Origin of the sequence: Aquabacterium sp., assembly GCF_036279655.1 — a bacterium.
Lineage (GTDB): Bacteria > Pseudomonadota > Gammaproteobacteria > Burkholderiales > Burkholderiaceae_C > Aquabacterium.
The window spans coordinates 13,337-28,893 of sequence record NZ_DASUIT010000017.1 but is presented as its reverse complement, the minus strand read 5'-3'; the positions used below and the strand labels follow the sequence as shown (position 1 = coordinate 28,893).

Here is a 15,557-nt window from a genome sequence, read left to right as displayed (position 1 = left end):
AGCGTCATCGCCCCGGCATGGGATGTAAGGTGCAAAAGCGTAAGCTTAGCAGCCGGGTCAAGCCCCCCGCCAGCCGAGCCTCACCAGCGCCACTGCTGTTGGTGGATCTGCTCGGCGATTTCCGGCGTCAGCGGCACATAGCCCTGGTGGCTGTCGTGGAGCACGAACACGGGTTCGCCGCACTGTGCCGGATCGAAACCCGCTGTCTTGAGGTCGCCCTTGCGGTGCTTGAAGGTGTCCGTGACGGACTGGTCCTTGCGTAAGCGCAGGAAGAGTGGCACGGCATAGCGGGGCAGTCGTGCGCGCAGGTGCTGTGCGAGTGCTTCGCCGTGCAGGGTCGGCTCGTCGTCTCGCAGGCGCAGGGCCGCCATGCCTGCGCGGCCTTCGCACCCGGGGACCTGCACGCCATAGACCACGCTTTCTTGCACCTGCGGGAAACCGTCGATGGCGCTTTCGACCTCCCGTGTGGCCACGTTCTCGCCCTTCCAGCGGAAGGTGTCCCCCAGGCGATCGACGAACTGCACATGCCGCCAGCCTTGGTCGCGCACCAGATCCCCCGTGTTGAACCAGCAGTCGCCTGGCTCGATCAGGTCGCGCAGCACCTTCTGTTCGCTGGCACGTGCATCGGTGTAGCCGTCAAAGGGCTTGCGATCATCGATCTGTGTGACCAGCAGGCCCACGCCGCCAGGTGGGACGCTCCTGGCGCGTCCCCGAGGATCCCGCAGGGGCTCGCTGCTGTCGGTATCGACCTCGATGATGGCGTAGGTCAAGGGGCAAAAGCCCGCGGTGGCCTGCAGATTGAAGACGTTGACGAAGACCAGATTGCATTCGCTGGCGGCGTAGAACTCTCCGACCCGTTCGATGCCGAAGCGCTCCTGGAACTGCGGCCAGAGGTCGGCGCGCAGACCGTTGCCCAAGGCCAGCGTGACCTGATGGCTTCGATCCTGGGGTGTGGGCGGGCGCTCCAGGAGGTAGCGACAGATCTCGCCGATGTAGCAGAAGGCGGTGGCGCCATGGCGATGCGCTTCGTCCCAGAAGCGGCTGGCGCTGAAGCGGCGCGACAGGGCCAGACAGGCGCCGCCTGCCAATGCCGCGCCCCAACTGATGGTCAGGGCGTTGTTGTGATACAGCGGCAGCGGCAGGTAGAGCACGTCCTCGGGGCCCAGGCGCGCGGTGGTGTGGCCCACGCCCGCCATGGCGCGCATCCAGCGGTAATGCGTCATCACCGAGGCCTTGGGGAGTCCGGAGGTGCCTGAGGTGAAGATGTAGAAACAGCGTTGGCGCAGCAGGACCTGAGCCGTCTCGGGCGGGTTGTCTGAGCTGGCCGTGGCGCAGGCCTGGGCCAGGGCGATCACATCCAGGCAAGGCGTGCGGTGGTGCGCCGATGCGGGGTCATGCTCGGTGCTCGACAGGGCGGCCGTGCCGGCCTCGTCCACCAGAAACAAGGCGGGGTGGATGGCCTGGATGCTGTGCGCCAGAACCTGGCCACGCTGGTGGTGGTTGAGCATGCCGGCCACGGCGCCCAGCTTCACCGTGGCTGCGACGCAGGCCAGGCATTCGGGGCTGTTGTCCATGAGGATGCCCACCACATCGCCAGCGCGGATGCCGCGATCACGCAGCACGGCGGCCAACTGATTGACCCAGGCATTGAACTGCGCGTAGGTCCACTGGCGATCCTGAAAGCGCAGAGCGAGGTGCTCGGGCCAGCGGCTGGCGCGGTCTTCCAGCAGGGCACCGATCGAGTGGGGCATGTCGGGCTTGAGGCGCAGCAGCCACCACAAGCCCTTGAGGATGGATGCGCTGCCTGTCAGGGAGCTGGCGACACCCTTGAGCAGGGAGGGGAGGCTGATCCTTGACGTGTCGGGCATGGTGAGTGGTGGCCTCTTGTGTTCAGAGGTCTGCAGCATCGCACAGTGTGGGTGGCGCGATGCGGGTGACCATTGATCATGGGCAAGGAGTGTGCCCCAAGAAAAAACCCGGCCAATGGCCGGGTCTGTTTTCAGGAGCGAGGCGGTTCACGCTGCGCGGCGCAGGCGGTTGAGCAGCTTGTCGGTTTCGAGCTGGGCCTCGCAGGCGGCGAGCTCCTGATCATGCAGTTGAGCGAGCTCCTGCAGGGAGGCCTTGAGGCTCATCAGGCCGCTGTGCAACTCGAACAGGGCGTTCTGCACATCATTGAGCTCGAAGGAGGTGGACTGGGCGGCCGGTTGCTGGCTGGACATGAGAGACTCCAAGCCTCCGATCACAAGAGAGGACTCCACCGGGGTGAAGTCTGGCTGCGCCTGGAGGCACAGGCTGTGCAGCCATGCAAGCACTGTAGCCCTGCCGAGCTGTCTGACCAAGCGCCCGATTGAGGGGGCGGCCCTCGCTTGAGGGGGGGCTGGTGGCCAGTCTTTTCAAAGGGTGAGAACGCTCTGCCGGGTGAGCCAGTCCACCACGGCCGCCTCATCGATCTCCAAGGCCCATTGCTTGCGTCGGCCACTGGCGCCACGCAGCAATTCCACGCGCGACTGCGGGATGCTCAGCTCTTGCGAGAGCCAGCGCCTCAAGGCCTCATTGGCCGCGCCATCCACGGGTGGGGCCGATAGCCGGACCCGCAGGGCACCGTCGTGCCAGCCGACCAGTTCGGTCTTCTTGGCATTGGGCGAGACGCTGATGTCGAGGATGACGCGTGCGCCTTTGCCATCGACTCTCAGGCAGGGCCAGCTTTGGGGTGAGTGGGAGCTCATGTCCATGTGCCAATGAAAAAACCCGGCCGAAGCCGGGTGGAGAGCGGGGGCCGGAGCCCCCGTTCATGCAAGCCTTGAGGGATCAGGGCTTGTTGCCAGTCGGGAAGGGCCAGGCAGCCTGAGGGCTGAGTGTGGTCTTCGCGGCAGGCGCGGCAGGCTTCTTGGCCGCAGGGGCAGGCTTGCTGGCGGCAGGCTTCTTGGCTGCGGCCTTCTTGGCAGCAGGCTTGGCAGCAGCCTTCTTGGCGGCGGGCTTGGCCGCAACCTTCTTGACAGCAACCTTCTTGGCAGCGGGCTTGGCGGCAGGCTTGGCAGCTGCCTTCTTGACCGGTGCTGCAGCCTTCTTGGCGGGAGCGGCCTTCTTGGCGGGTGCTGCTGCCTTCTTGGCAGGAGCCGCCTTCTTGGCCGGAGCGGCCTTCTTGGCGGGCGCTGCCTTCTTCGCAGGAGCGGCCTTCTTGGCGGGTGCTGCCTTCTTCGCAGGAGCAGCAGCCTTCTTGGCGGGAGCCGCCTTCTTGGCCGGAGCCGCAGCCTTCTTCACGGGAGCGGCCTTCTTGGCCGGCGCTGCCTTTTTGGGAGCGACCTTTTTCGCAGTTGCCATACGTATCTCCTTGATCAAGTTGCAAAGCGCACTGCACCACAGCATGCGGTACAGCGATTCCTCACCCAACGCCCCCTAGGATCTGAGCGTGGTGTGATGAATGAGGTAGGTCGGGAGTTCATGTCTTGTTGAGTGGTCCGGCCGTGCAGTGCGCTGCTCAGACTCAATCCCAGGACAGGGCACCGCCCGACTGGTATTCGATGACGCGGGTTTCGAAGAAATTGCGTTCCTTCTTCAAGTCAATCATTTCGCTCATCCACGGGAAGGGGTTCTCCTCGTTGGGGAAGAGCTCTTCCAGGCCGATCTGCGTCGCACGGCGGTTGGCGATGTAGCGCAGGTAGCCCTTGAACATGGATGCATTGAGACCCAGCACACCACGGGGCATGGTGTCCTCGGCATAGCGGTATTCCAGCTCGACGGCCTTGATGAACAGGGCCTTGATCTCGGCCTTGAACTGAGGGGTCCACAGATGCGGGTTCTCGAGCTTGAGCTGGTTGATCAGGTCGATGCCGAAGTTGCAGTGCATGGACTCATCGCGCAGGATGTACTGGTACTGCTCGGCCGCACCGGTCATCTTGTTCTGACGGCCCAGTGCCAGGATCTGCGTGAAGCCGACGTAGAAGAACAGGCCTTCCATCAGGCAGGCGAACACGATCAGCGACTTGAGCAGGGTCTGATCGGTCTCGGGGGTGCCGGTCTTGAAGTCGGGGTTCATGATCGCTTCGATGAAGGGGATCAGGAACTCGTCCTTGTCGCGGATGGACTGCACCTCGTTGTAGGCGTTGAAGATCTCGGACTCGTCCAGGCCCAGCGATTCAACGATGTATTGATAGGCGTGGGTGTGGATGGCTTCTTCAAAGGCCTGGCGCAGCAGGAACTGGCGGCACTCGGGCGCCGTGATGTGGCGGTAGGTGCCCAGCACGATGTTGTTGGCGGCCAGGGAGTCGGCGGTCACGAAGAAGCCGAGGTTGCGCTTGATGATGCGGCGCTCGTCTTCGCTCAGGCCATTGGGGTCCTTCCAGAGGGCGATGTCGCGAGACATGTTGACCTCTTGAGGCATCCAGTGATTGGCGCACGTGGCGAGGTACTTCTCCCAGGCCCATTTGTACTTGAAGGGCACCAGTTGGTTGACGTCGGTCTGACCATTGATGATGCGCTTGTCAGCGACGTTGACACGACGTTGCGTGGCAGTGGGTGGTGTCGATGCCGTGGTGGCGGGCGTGACAGCGTGAACGGGTGACGGATGCGTGTCCCGTGCGATACCAGCGAGTGGTGGCACAGAACCGGAGAGCGCATTCAATGGCGCATTAGAAGGGGTCGGTGTGTTGTCTTCCCAGACCAACATGGTGTGCATCCTATGGGGTTGGATTATGGAAGGGTGTTGTTAAAAACACCAAGCACTTCTTGACATCAACAGCCCATGTTTGTTGCGGGCGTGCATCGAAATATCGATCAAGTCGTGAAGAGTGGTGTTGATCAACGGATCGGTGAAGCACTTGATGAGCAACGAGGCCTCATCGTGGAGGCCTCGTGCTCATCACTGACAGGCTTCGCAGTCAGGGTTGTCGATCGAGCAGAACTTGATGTCGGTGGCCGGCTCTGCGCTCAAGGCATCCGCGCTGGCTTGCGGTGCAGCAGCCATCGAAGTCGAGCCCGAGGACACAGCGTTGAGCTGGCCGCGCGAGACCGTGGACTTCTCTGCATGTGTGGCGCCCACCGTGCGCAGGTAGTAGGTGGTCTTGAGACCACGCACCCATGCGAGCTTGTAGGTCTCATCGAGCTTCTTGCCCGATGCGCCGGCCATGTAGATGTTGAGCGACTGGGCCTGATCAATCCACTTCTGGCGACGCGATGCGGCTTCGACCAGCCACACCGGCTCGACTTCGAAGGCCGTGGCGTACAGGGCCTTGAGCTCTTCGGGCACGCGGTCGATGCGACGCAGCGAACCATCGAAGTGCTTGAGGTCCATGACCATCACGTCGTCCCACAGGCCCAGCTTCTTGAGATCACGCACGAGGTACTCGTTGATCACGGTGAACTCGCCCGACAGGTTGGACTTGACCGAGAGGTTGCCGAAGCAGGGCTCGATCGAGGCATCCACGCCGATGATGTTGGAGATGGTGGCGGTGGGGGCGATGGCCACGCAGTTGGAGTTGCGCATGCCGTGGGTGGCGATGCGAGCGCGCAGACTGTCCCAGTCCATCGAGGTCGAGGTATCGACTTCGACGTAGCCACCACGTTGTTCAGCCAGCAGCTTGAGCGAGTCGATGGGCAGGATGCCGCGGTCCCACAGCGAGCCACGGTAGCTGGAGTAGCGGCCACGCTCCTGCGCCAGTTCGGTCGAAGCCCAGTAGGCGTAGTAGCAGACGGCTTCCATGGAGCGGTCGGCGAACTCGACGGCTTCCTGGCTGGCATAGGGCGTGCGCAGCTGGTAGAGCGCATCCTGGAAGGCCATGATGCCCAGGCCCACGGGGCGGTGACGCAGGTTGGAGTCGCGTGCCTTCTTGACGGCGTAGTAGTTGATGTCGATCACGTTGTCGAGCATGCGCATCGCCGTGGTGACCGTCTTTTTGAGCTTGTCGTGGTCGATGCCGCCGTCCTTGATGTGCTGGGACAAGTTGACCGAGCCGAGGTTGCACACGGCGATCTCGCCCCCATTCGTGTTGAGCGTGATCTCGGTGCACAGGTTGGAGGAGTGCACCACACCGACGTGCTGCTGGGGCGAGCGCACGTTGCAGGCATCCTTGAAGGTGATCCAGGGGTGGCCGGTTTCGAACAGCATCGACAGCATCTTGCGCCACAGGTCCACGGCCTTGATGCGCTTGAAGGGCTTGATCTCGCCGCGGTCGGCCTTGGCCTCGTAGGCCACATAGGCTTCTTCAAAGGCGATGCCGAACTTGTCGTGCAGGTCGATGCAGGTCGAGGGCGAGAACAAGGTCCAGTCGCCACCTTCCATCACGCGACGCATGAACAGGTCGGGGATCCAGTTGGCGGTGTTCATGTCGTGGGTGCGACGGCGGTCATCACCGGTGTTCTTGCGCAGCTCCAGGAACTCTTCGATGTCCAGGTGCCAGGATTCCAGGTAGGCGCAGACGGCGCCCTTGCGCTTGCCGCCCTGGTTCACGGCCACGGCCGTGTCGTTGACCACTTTGAGGAAGGGAACCACGCCTTGCGACTTGCCGTTGGTGCCCTTGATGTGCGAGCCCAGGGCGCGCACCGGGGTCCAGTCGTTGCCCAGGCCGCCGGCGAATTTGGACAGCAGGGCGTTTTCCTTGAGAGCTTCGTAGATGCCTTCGAGGTCGTCGGGCACCGTGGTCAGGTAACAGCTCGACAGCTGCGAGCGGCGGGTGCCGGAATTGAACAGCGTCGGGGTGGAGGACATGAAGTCGAAGGAGGACAGGACTTCATAGAACTCGATGGCGCGCGCTTCGCGGTCGATTTCATTGAGGGCCAGACCCATGGCCACGCGCATGAAGAAGGCCTGGGGCATCTCGATGCGTTCGCCATGCACGTGCAGGAAGTAGCGGTCGTACAGGGTCTGCAGGCCCAGGTAGTCGAAGTTCAGGTCGCGCTCGTGCTTCATGGCCGCGCCCAGGCGGGCCAGGTCGTACTGGGCCAGGCGCTCGTCGAGCAGTTCGGCTTCAATGCCGCGCTTGATGAAGGTGGGGAAGTACTCGGCGTAACGCGTGGCCATGGCGGCATGCGTGACTTCTTCGCCCAGGATCTCGCGGCGGATGGTGTGCATCAGCAGGCGGGCGGTGGCGCGGGTGTAGGCCGGGTCGTGCTCGATGCGGGTGCGGGCGGCCAGGATGGCGGCCTTGTAGACCTCGTCGATGGAGACGCCGTCATACAGATTGCGTTGGGTCTCGGCCAGGATGGGGGCGGCCTGGACATCGTTGCCCAGCCCTTCGCAGGACGATTCGATCAGGGCCTTGAGCGCTGCCAGGTCCAGGGGCACGCGCTGACCGCGATCGATCACGGTCAGGGTGGGCTGGGCCTGGGCCTGCTGGGTCTCGGCCTGCTTGGCTCGCTCTTGCGTGCGGCGCTCGCGGTACAGCACGTAGGCCCGTGCGACTTCATGGTGGCCGCTGCGCATCAGGCCCAGCTCGACCTGGTCCTGCACGTCTTCGATGTGGAAGGTGCCGCCTGCGGGGCGCGAGCGCATCAGGGCGCGGACCACGTTTTCGGTCAGACCATCGACCACTTCACGCACGCTGGCGGAGGCCGCACCCTGGGTGCCATGCACGGCCAGGAAGGCCTTCATGAGGGCCACGGCGATCTTGCTGGGTTCGAAGGACACGACCGCGCCATTGCGTCGGATGATCTGGTAGTTGGCGTAGGCCGTCTGGCGGGCGGGTGCGCCCTGGTCGGCGCTCAGGCCGGTCGGCGTGAAAGCCTGGGAGGAGGGGGCGCTGGTCGTGGTCGATTGCATGGGAATCCCTTCGAGAAAACAGCCCCGGTTCAAGCTGCGCGGGGCTGTGAGGCACATCGGAGCGCCTGTTTGGCGCAAATGCTGCAGACACTAGATGTGGTGTTTTTTGGCTGGTGAAGCACTACCTGTAGTGTCTGGGCTCGACTATAGCGTGTTTTTCCCTGTCCCCCACGTTCAAGGGGTCAAAGAGGGAAAATGCTGATGGGGCAAGCCAGGGTAGACCGGCATCGCGGCCTTTGTTCCTGCCCGTGAACAGGGCCTTGTCGCGGCTCAGGTCGAGGGCAACAACCCTGACGGGAACGCGGTGTCGGGCCAATCCAACATCCGCTGCAGGCCTGCCCAGTCAAAGGCCTGGCCGGGGTCTTTCTTGCGCCCTGGCGCCACGTGCTCATGGCCTGCGACATGGGTGAGCGGGCAGGTCTGCCGCAGCGCCTGGAGCAGGGAAGTCAGGGCCAGGTATTGCGCCTGTTCGAAGGGGTGATCTTCCAGGCCTTCGAGTTCGATGCCCACGCCGTAGTCGTTGCAGTTGTCCCGCCCCAGCCAGGAGGAGCGACCGGCATGCCATGCGCGGTCGAGCACCGAGACGAACTGCACGACCTCGCCGTCGCGGCGGATCACGAAGTGGGAGGACACCTCCAGGCCGCGGATCTGCTCGAAGTAGGGGTGGGCCGACCAGTCGAGCTGGTTGGTGAACAACTGCTCGATCTCCGGGCCCCCATATTCACCGGGTGGCAGGCTGATGGAATGGATCACGGCCAGGGTGATGGCCGCATCAAGCGGTCGAGGGCCGAAGTTGGGCGAGTGCACATGCCGGGCTTGTGCCCACCAGCCCGCCGACCAGTCCGGGTGCTCGGGCCCACTCATGCCGGGTGGTCGGGATCGGGCAGATCCGGATCGAAGCGCTCACCGATTTCCACGCCATCGCCGGTGACTTGCACACCCAGTCGGGCCATGCGGTAGCGCATCTGTCGCAAGGACAGTCCGAGGCTGGCGCCTGCGGCTGTGCGGTTGAGTCGATGTTTTTCAAGCGCCCGCACCAGGATGTCTCGCTCGATCTGATCCAGGTGGCTGACAAGATCGGATGGCAGGCAGGGGCTGGCGGCAGACTCGGGGAGAGGGATGGGTGTGCGTGGTGTCGTGGGCAGGAAGGGGGAGCTCTCGGGCACCAGGGGCAGCGGGGCGGACGAGGTGCTGGGGCTGCTGCCAGCTCGGCCAGCCAGCGCCAGATCGTCGGCCTCGATTTCGTCGCCGCCGCTCAGGGCCACTGCGCGTTGCAGGATGTTTTCCAGTTCGCGCACATTGCCGGGGAAGGCGTAATGCTGCAGGGCGCGTTCGGCCGAGGGCTGCAGGATGGGCACCTGGGTCTGGCCCGATTCCTGGGCGATGCGGCGCAGCACCTGATCGCAGATCAGGGGCAGGTCGTCCAGGCGGTCGCGCAGGGCCGGCAGGGTGATCAGGATCACATTGAGGCGGTAGAACAGATCCTGACGGAAGTGGCCGACGCTGACCTCGTGACCGAGGTCCTTGTGCGAGGCGCTGATGATGCGCACGTCCACGGGCACTTCCGCCACGGCGCCCACGGGGCGCACGGCACGCTCCTGAATGGCGCGCAGCAGCTTGGACTGCATGGACAGGGGCAGATCGCCGATCTCGTCGAGAAACAATGTGCCGCCCTGGGCGGCCTGGAAGAAACCTTCGCGGTCATCATGGGCGCCGGTGAAGGCGCCCTTGCGGTAACCAAAGAACTCGGCTTCCAGCAACTGCTCTGGAATGGCGCCGCAGTTGACGGCCACGAAGGGACGATCTCGGCGCACGCTGACATCATGGATGGCGCGCGCGACCAGCTCCTTGCCGGTGCCCGATTCGCCCCAGAGCAGCACGGGCGCCATGCTGCGAGCCACTTTCTCGATCAGGTCGCGCACCTCCTGGATCGCGCGCGACTGACCCACCAGCCGGGCCATGGCAGCACTGGGTACGGTGGGCGGTGTCGGTGTCGGCGTTGGCGTGGTGGCTGCGGTGGTGTCGAGCGCGGCGTCCCGTTGACTGTCGCGTTCGGCGCTGGCCGCACGGGTGGCGTCGGCGCGTCGCAGGGCTGAGAGGTCCTTGAGCACCGGCGTGGCTTGTCCCGCCGAGGCCAGTGCCGATGCCACGGCCGTGCGGAACTGCTTGAGGTCGACGGGCTTGGTCAGGTAGTCGAAGGCGCCCATCTTGAGCGCCTCGACAGCATTCTCGGCCGAGCCGTAGGCCGTGATCACGATGGCCTTGGTGCCGCGTCCTTGTGTCTCGATGTGCCGGAGCACGTCCAGACCGCTGCCATCGGGCAGGCGCATGTCGGTGATGACGGCGTCGAAAGCGTGTTCGTCGAGGGTCAGGCAGGCATCGTCGACGCAGGAGGCGGTTTCAACGTGGTAGCCCTCGCGCAGCAGGGTCAGCTCGTACAAGGTCCGCAGATCGGGCTCGTCATCGACCACCAGCAGGCGAAGGGATGAGGCGGGCGTGTTCATGGCAGCGGGCTGTTGGGTTCGGCCACAGGCATCAGGATGTAGAACTCGGTGCGGTGTTTCTGCGTGGGCGGGTGGCTGCGGTAGTCGATCGTCGCGCCATGCTGCTCGCACAACTCTCGGCAAATGTACAGGCCCAGGCCAGTGCCGCGGCTGCGGGTGGAGAAAAACGGTTCAAACAATGAGCGTTCGACGTCGGTGGCCATGGGGGTGCCATCGCTGAACACGGACACCATGATCTGGGGGACTGTGTCCGGGTTGCCGATCCACTGCGCGCTGACCACGATGGACTCCGTGTGACCACTGCCATGTCGCAGGGCGTTGTCCAGCAGATTGACCATCACGCGGCGCAGGTGATCGGGCTCGAAGCGGACCATGGCGGGGGGGCCCAGCTCGCGTGGCGGCAGGCCATGCAGGTCCAGCTTGAGCAGTTGTCCTGCACGGACCTGGGGGTGCAAGCCCTGCCATTCGTCGATCAGGGCGCGCAGCACGGTTTCCAGGTCGATGGCGGGCGAGGGCGGGCGCAGGCCCGGGGCGACCGTCAGGATGTCGTCGACGATGCGTTTGAGGCGCTCGACATTGTCGGCCACCATGGTGGTCAGGCGCTGCTGCGTGGGCTGGGTAGCGTCTTCGGCCAGCAGGGCATTGGCCTGGGCAATGGCGGCCAGAGGGTTGCGGATCTCATGGGCCACCCCGGCCGACATGCGACCCATGGCCGCGAGCTTGTCCTGACGGGCGCGGGCATGGATCAGTCGCAGATCCTCCAGAAAGACCACGCAGACATCGTCGTGGTGCTGCTGGTGGCGGCTGCGGGTGAACTTGAGTCGCAGGCGCAGACCGCGTCGGGTCTGGTCGTCGAAGGTCAGGAGGATCTCCCGGCTGTCGTCGTGCAGCCGCCTTGTGCCGGCGAAGGCCTCTTCGATGGTCTTGACCAGGGGCGCCCAGGCGGGCACCCCTCGCAACTGGAAGGGGGCGGGTGCTGTGTGGCCATGGGCCGACAGCAGTTTGCGTGCCGATGGGTTGGCGGTGCGCACCTGACCTTGTCGATCGACCACCAACACGCCTTCGGGCATTTCGTCGATCACCAGGCGGTTGAGTTGTGCCTGCTGGCGTGCCAGGGCCATATTGCCGCGGGCACTGCGTTGCTCTCGTGCCAGACGCGAGGACAGCTCGCTGACCACCAGGGCCACAGCGAACAGGCCGAAGCCGGTCAGGCCCGCGGAGGGCAGGGAGCTGCCCAGGTTGTTGCGCAGCAGGTTGTCGACAATGGCGGTTCCCAGCAGGATCAGGGTGGCCGCAGCGGCGGCCCCCAGGGCCATGAAGCGCGGCATGAGCACCGAGGCCATGAGCACGGGCAAGGCCATCAGGGCTGCTGGGTTGATGTTGATGTTCCTGTCAAGCTGGTTGAGCAGCCCGAAGAACACCAGATCCACACCCACGGTGGCCAGAGACTGCCGGGACGAGAGCCCCAGCTCTCCGGAGCCTCTCAGGGTGCGCTGTGAGGGCCACCACCACCAGACGACCGCCAGGACGGCATAGACCGAGGCCACGGCCATCAGTTGGGGATTGAATTCACCACGCTCCAACAAGGTGGAGGTGGCGATGCCCGCGACGACGATGAGGCCCACGGCGGCGCGTGCGGCCAGAAAGGCCCGATACAGACGGATGTAGGCCGACGGGTCCGACGCGATGCCAGGCAGGTCGGAGGGAGGTCCGATCAGATCGACAGGGTCTTCTGCGCCAAACCACGACGCCTGGCTGTCTGCGGGCCGGGTGCTCTGGTCATCCGCGCCGCGCAAGGTGCTGCGCGTGCTGCCTCGGGTGGTGGCGGTGCGATGGCTGCGGGTCATGGGCCTTCAGCGTGAGCGGCTCGGGCCTCGTTGGAGGTGTTCCTGGCCGCAGTAGTACTCACGCCCTTGCGGCGTGTCGCGGCAGACCGCCTCGGACGCCGGCAGGTGCACGCCGCAGTGGGCGCAGGGCACCATGTTCTGAGCGCCTTCTGCGGGTGGCGAGGGTGAGGGAGGCTGCTCACGGTCGCCGCGGGTGTTCGACGATGAGATCGTGCGCTTGAGCAGCAGCCAGGCCACAAAGGCCAGCAGGGCAAACAGCAGATATCGGGCCATGGTGGCAGGTCCAGAACGTCAGGCAACAGGGGGCGCACGGTGCAGCAGCACTTCGAGCACGAAGCGCGAACCGACATAGGCCAGCAACAGGAGCGCCGAGCCGGCGTACAGCCAGCCGATGGCGGTGCGGCCGCGCCAGCCCAGCCAGTGGCGGCCAGCCAGCAGCACGGCGAACACGGCCCAGGCCATCACCGACAGCACGGTCTTGTGATCCCAGCGCCAGGGCTGGGCAAACCAGGCACCGGCCATCAGGGTGAGCGTCAGCATCACGAAGCCCGCCGACACAAAGCGCAGCGTGAGCGATTCCAGCCTCAGCAAGGGAATGCCGGTGCCCTGCAGGTGGCCGGGGGCACTGCGGTGTCGCAGGCGTCGTTCTGCCAGGCGCATGAAGGTGGCGTGCAGCAGGGCGGCCCCGAACAGTCCATAGGAAGCCAGGCCCATGACCCAGTGCAGTGGTGTCAGGCCATGGCCCATGCGGGGGTGGAGCTGCCCTGGAAACAGCCAGGCCAGCACCACGCTGCCGGCAGCCAGCGCGGCCAGCACCCGGCGCACCACATGGGATTGCAGGCGCAGACGTTCGAGCGCATAGACGGCCAGCACGAACCAGAGCGTGACGGACAAGGCCGGTGCAAAGCCGAAGCGGGCCCGCAACGGTGTGGCGGACCAGTCCACGGCATCGGCGCAGATGGCCACGGCCTGGGCCAGCCAGCCCAGGGCTACCAGCCACCAGGCAGCGTCTGGTCCCTCGACGGCAGGCGCGGGAGACGAGCGGGAAGAGGGGTCGTCGGACGGGGGGCGACGCTGTGGCCACAGGGCCGCCAGCGCATAAGCACCACTGGCCACAAGGGTGGCCAGGGGAGAGAGCAGGGCGGACGATAGAATCATCCAGACAGTGTACGGTTGTTGGCACCCGGTGTTCGTGGTGCCCAGCCCTTACTTGAAACAGTTCATGGCCTCGACCCTTACCGACCGACTCAGCCGCCTCGTCAAGAGCATGCGCGGCCAGTCCCGCATCAGCGAATCCAATGTTCAGGACATGTTGCGCGAAGTGCGCATGGCCCTGCTCGAAGCCGACGTGGCCCTGCCCGTGGTGCGGGACTTCATTGCCCGCGTCAAGGACAAGTCCCTGGGCCAGGAGGTCGTGGGCTCGCTCACGCCAGGCCAGGTGCTCGTCAGCATCGTGCACAAGGAGCTGGCGGCCACCATGGGCGATGGCGTGGCGGACCTCAATCTGTCCACCCAGCCGCCCGCCGTGATCCTGATGTCGGGCCTGCAGGGTTCGGGCAAGACCACGACGACGGCCAAGCTGGCCAAGCACCTGATCGAAAAACGCAAGAAGAAGGTGCTCACGGTCTCGGCGGACGTTTACCGCCCCGCGGCCATCGAGCAGCTCAAGACCGTGACGGGTCAGGCCGGCGCAGAGTGGTTCCCCTCTCAGCCCGACCAGAAGCCCCATGACATTGCGCTGGCGGCACTGGACCACGCGCGACGGCATTACTTTGACGTGCTGCTGGTCGACACGGCCGGCCGTCTGGCGATTGACGAGGCCTTGATGGCCGAGATCAAGGACCTGCACGCCACGCTCAACCCCATCGAAACCCTGTTCGTGGTGGATGCCATGCAGGGGCAGGATGCGGTCAATGTGGCCAAGGCCTTCAAGGAGGCGCTGCCGCTGACCGGCGTGGTGCTGACCAAGATGGACGGCGATTCGCGCGGCGGTGCGGCGCTGTCCGTGCGCCAGATCGCCGGGGCGCCGATCAAGTTCGCCGGGGTCTCCGAGAAGATCGACGGTCTGGAGGTGTTCGACGCCGAGCGTCACGCCGGTCGCGTGTTGGGCATGGGCGACATCGTGGCCCTGGTCGAAGAGGTGCAAAAGGGCGTGGACATCGAGGCCGCCCAGAAGCTGGCCGAGAAGGTCAAGTCCGGTGCCGATTTCGACCTCAATGACTTTCTGTCCCAGATCTCGCAGATGAAGAAGATGGGTGGGCTGTCCACCCTGATTGACAAGTTGCCCGCCGAGATGGCGGCCAAGGCCGGTCAGGCCGACATGGACAAGGCCGAGCGCGATGTGCGTCGCATGGAGGGCATCATCAACGCCATGACGCCGCTGGAGCGCAAAAAGCCCGACCTGATCAAGGCCAGTCGCAAGCGCCGCATCGCGGCAGGCGCTGGCGTGCAGGTGCAGGAGGTCAACCGCCTGCTCAACCAGTTCGAGCAGATGCAGTCCATGATGAAGAAGATGAAGGGTGGCGGCCTGTTCAAGATGATGAAGCGCATGGGGGGCATGAAGGGCGGCTTTCCGGGTCTTCGTTGATTGATTCGGACCCCTTGTGCTGTTAGTGTGGTGAGCCTTGATTGAGCCAATCGCGAGATGTCCTTGGAACTCCTTGCCCCTTACTTGCCGGTGCTGATGCTTTTCCTGGTCCTGATGATCGGGTTGGCGGTGCTGTGGCGCCGTCGGCAACAGGCTCGCCGGCTCCATCACGGTCGCGGCAAGCAGGCCCAGGCGGAAGAACTTGACACCGTCACCTCCTGGGAGCCCACCGCCACGCGGGTGCTCTCGACCCCTGAGCGTGAGGCCTACCACACCCTTCGTCGCGCCTTGCCAGAGCACATGATCCTGGCGCAGGTGCCCCTGGCGCGCTTCTTGAAGGTGCCCACCCGCAACTCCTACGCTGAGTGGATGCGCCGAGTGGGGGCGCTGTGTGCCGACCTGGTCATCTGCGACAGCCAGTCGCAAGTGGTGGCGGTGGTCGAGGTCCGTCAGCCCATGGGGCGGGCCAAGGAGCGCGCTCAACGTCGCCACGATCGCATGGACCGTGTTCTGGCTGCCGCCAACATCCCTGTGCATGTCTGGCTGGATGGGGCCTTGCCCGGCCCGGCCGTGGCTCGGGAAACCATTCTGGGTGCGGCCGTGGTCTTCACCACCAAGTCGGGCGCCACGCTGGTGGACACCGCAGCGCGCGCCAAGGCACCACCGTTGCCCGGTGGCGGGCGGGGGCTTGACGGTCTGGCGGTGAACGAGACGCCGGTGGACTTCGATCTGGATCAGACCGCTGACGAGGATGGGCCGGCATCGCGTCGCATGTCCATGTGGTTCGAGTCGGCCCAGCCGTCCTCAGGCGCCATGCCGCTGGACGAGCACGCTCGCGTTCAGGCCCGCTGAACCCGCGGACCACC

At 65.0% G+C, this 15,557-nt stretch carries 13 protein-coding genes; 2 read left to right on the top strand and 11 right to left on the bottom strand.

Features of this window, described 5'->3' with window-relative positions; translation table 11 throughout:
• Window positions 1-80: 80 nt before the first annotated feature.
• The 11 genes from VFW84_RS01900 to VFW84_RS01850 all read right to left on the bottom strand — a co-directional run bounded on the left by VFW84_RS01900 (window position 81) and on the right by VFW84_RS01850 (window position 13,262).
• Complete coding sequence (locus tag VFW84_RS01900; protein WP_329678737.1) at window positions 81-1,868, bottom strand: long-chain-acyl-CoA synthetase; 1,788 nt, start codon at window positions 1,866-1,868, stop codon at window positions 81-83.
• A 147-nt stretch (window positions 1,869-2,015) separates the two neighbouring features.
• Complete coding sequence (locus VFW84_RS01895; protein ID WP_329678736.1) at window positions 2,016-2,219, bottom strand: hypothetical protein; 204 nt, start codon at window positions 2,217-2,219, stop codon at window positions 2,016-2,018.
• A gap of 174 nt (window positions 2,220-2,393) precedes the next feature.
• Window positions 2,394-2,732 (bottom strand): DUF167 domain-containing protein, encoded by a 339-nt coding sequence (locus VFW84_RS01890; RefSeq protein ID WP_329678735.1) that lies wholly within the window; start codon window positions 2,730-2,732, stop codon window positions 2,394-2,396.
• A gap of 76 nt (window positions 2,733-2,808) precedes the next feature.
• Window positions 2,809-3,321 carry a histone gene (locus VFW84_RS01885; protein ID WP_329678734.1) on the bottom strand — a complete coding sequence of 171 codons (513 nt, stop codon included), beginning with the start codon at window positions 3,319-3,321 and terminating at the stop codon, window positions 2,809-2,811.
• A 163-nt stretch (window positions 3,322-3,484) separates the two neighbouring features.
• Window positions 3,485-4,666 carry a ribonucleotide-diphosphate reductase subunit beta gene (locus tag VFW84_RS01880; RefSeq protein WP_329678733.1) on the bottom strand — a complete coding sequence of 394 codons (1,182 nt, stop codon included), beginning with the start codon at window positions 4,664-4,666 and terminating at the stop codon, window positions 3,485-3,487.
• Between the two features lie 192 nt (window positions 4,667-4,858).
• Window positions 4,859-7,753 carry a ribonucleoside-diphosphate reductase subunit alpha gene (locus VFW84_RS01875; protein WP_329678732.1) on the bottom strand — a complete coding sequence of 965 codons (2,895 nt, stop codon included), beginning with the start codon at window positions 7,751-7,753 and terminating at the stop codon, window positions 4,859-4,861.
• Window positions 7,754-8,023: 270 nt separating this feature from the next.
• Window positions 8,024-8,617, bottom strand: a complete 594-nt coding sequence (ampD, locus tag VFW84_RS01870; protein ID WP_329678731.1) for a 1,6-anhydro-N-acetylmuramyl-L-alanine amidase AmpD — start codon at window positions 8,615-8,617, stop codon at window positions 8,024-8,026.
• Window positions 8,614-10,257 carry a sigma-54 dependent transcriptional regulator gene (locus tag VFW84_RS01865; RefSeq protein ID WP_329678730.1) on the bottom strand — a complete coding sequence of 548 codons (1,644 nt, stop codon included), beginning with the start codon at window positions 10,255-10,257 and terminating at the stop codon, window positions 8,614-8,616. The genes ampD and VFW84_RS01865 overlap by 4 nt, the downstream gene beginning before the upstream one ends.
• On the bottom strand, window positions 10,254-12,104 hold the full coding sequence (locus tag VFW84_RS01860; RefSeq protein ID WP_329678729.1) for a sensor histidine kinase: 1,851 nt from the start codon (window positions 12,102-12,104) through the stop codon (window positions 10,254-10,256). Before VFW84_RS01860 ends, VFW84_RS01865 begins: the two co-directional genes overlap by 4 nt.
• A gap of 6 nt (window positions 12,105-12,110) precedes the next feature.
• Complete coding sequence (locus VFW84_RS01855) at window positions 12,111-12,377, bottom strand: PP0621 family protein (RefSeq protein ID WP_329678728.1); 267 nt, start codon at window positions 12,375-12,377, stop codon at window positions 12,111-12,113.
• Between the two features lie 18 nt (window positions 12,378-12,395).
• Window positions 12,396-13,262 (bottom strand): cytochrome C assembly family protein, encoded by an 867-nt coding sequence (locus tag VFW84_RS01850; RefSeq protein WP_329678727.1) that lies wholly within the window; start codon window positions 13,260-13,262, stop codon window positions 12,396-12,398.
• A gap of 64 nt (window positions 13,263-13,326) precedes the next feature.
• Between VFW84_RS01850 and ffh the strand changes: the two genes are divergently transcribed.
• Window positions 13,327-14,691, top strand: coding sequence for a signal recognition particle protein (gene ffh, locus VFW84_RS01845; RefSeq protein WP_329678726.1), 1,365 nt, complete (start codon window positions 13,327-13,329; stop codon window positions 14,689-14,691).
• 57 nt (window positions 14,692-14,748) lie between these two features.
• Entirely contained in the window at window positions 14,749-15,543 is a 795-nt protein-coding gene (locus VFW84_RS01840) for a DUF2726 domain-containing protein (RefSeq protein WP_329678725.1), read from the top strand.
• The last annotated feature ends 14 nt before the right edge of the window (window positions 15,544-15,557 follow it).

Coding starts and splice junctions, on each gene's coding strand:
- VFW84_RS01900 (WP_329678737.1), bottom strand. CDS start 1,868: ATGCCCGACACGTCAAGGATCAGCCTCCCCTCCCTGCTCAAGGGTGTC.
- VFW84_RS01895 (WP_329678736.1), bottom strand. CDS start 2,219: ATGTCCAGCCAGCAACCGGCCGCCCAGTCCACCTCCTTCGAGCTCAAT.
- VFW84_RS01890 (WP_329678735.1), bottom strand. CDS start 2,732: ATGGACATGAGCTCCCACTCACCCCAAAGCTGGCCCTGCCTGAGAGTC.
- VFW84_RS01885 (WP_329678734.1), bottom strand. CDS start 3,321: ATGGCAACTGCGAAAAAGGTCGCTCCCAAAAAGGCAGCGCCGGCCAAG.
- VFW84_RS01880 (WP_329678733.1), bottom strand. CDS start 4,666: ATGTTGGTCTGGGAAGACAACACACCGACCCCTTCTAATGCGCCATTG.
- VFW84_RS01875 (WP_329678732.1), bottom strand. CDS start 7,753: ATGCAATCGACCACGACCAGCGCCCCCTCCTCCCAGGCTTTCACGCCG.
- ampD (WP_329678731.1), bottom strand. CDS start 8,617: ATGAGTGGGCCCGAGCACCCGGACTGGTCGGCGGGCTGGTGGGCACAA.
- VFW84_RS01865 (WP_329678730.1), bottom strand. CDS start 10,257: ATGAACACGCCCGCCTCATCCCTTCGCCTGCTGGTGGTCGATGACGAG.
- VFW84_RS01860 (WP_329678729.1), bottom strand. CDS start 12,104: ATGACCCGCAGCCATCGCACCGCCACCACCCGAGGCAGCACGCGCAGC.
- VFW84_RS01855 (WP_329678728.1), bottom strand. CDS start 12,377: ATGGCCCGATATCTGCTGTTTGCCCTGCTGGCCTTTGTGGCCTGGCTG.
- VFW84_RS01850 (WP_329678727.1), bottom strand. CDS start 13,262: ATGATTCTATCGTCCGCCCTGCTCTCTCCCCTGGCCACCCTTGTGGCC.
- ffh (WP_329678726.1), top strand. CDS start 13,327: ATGGCCTCGACCCTTACCGACCGACTCAGCCGCCTCGTCAAGAGCATG.
- VFW84_RS01840 (WP_329678725.1), top strand. CDS start 14,749: ATGTCCTTGGAACTCCTTGCCCCTTACTTGCCGGTGCTGATGCTTTTC.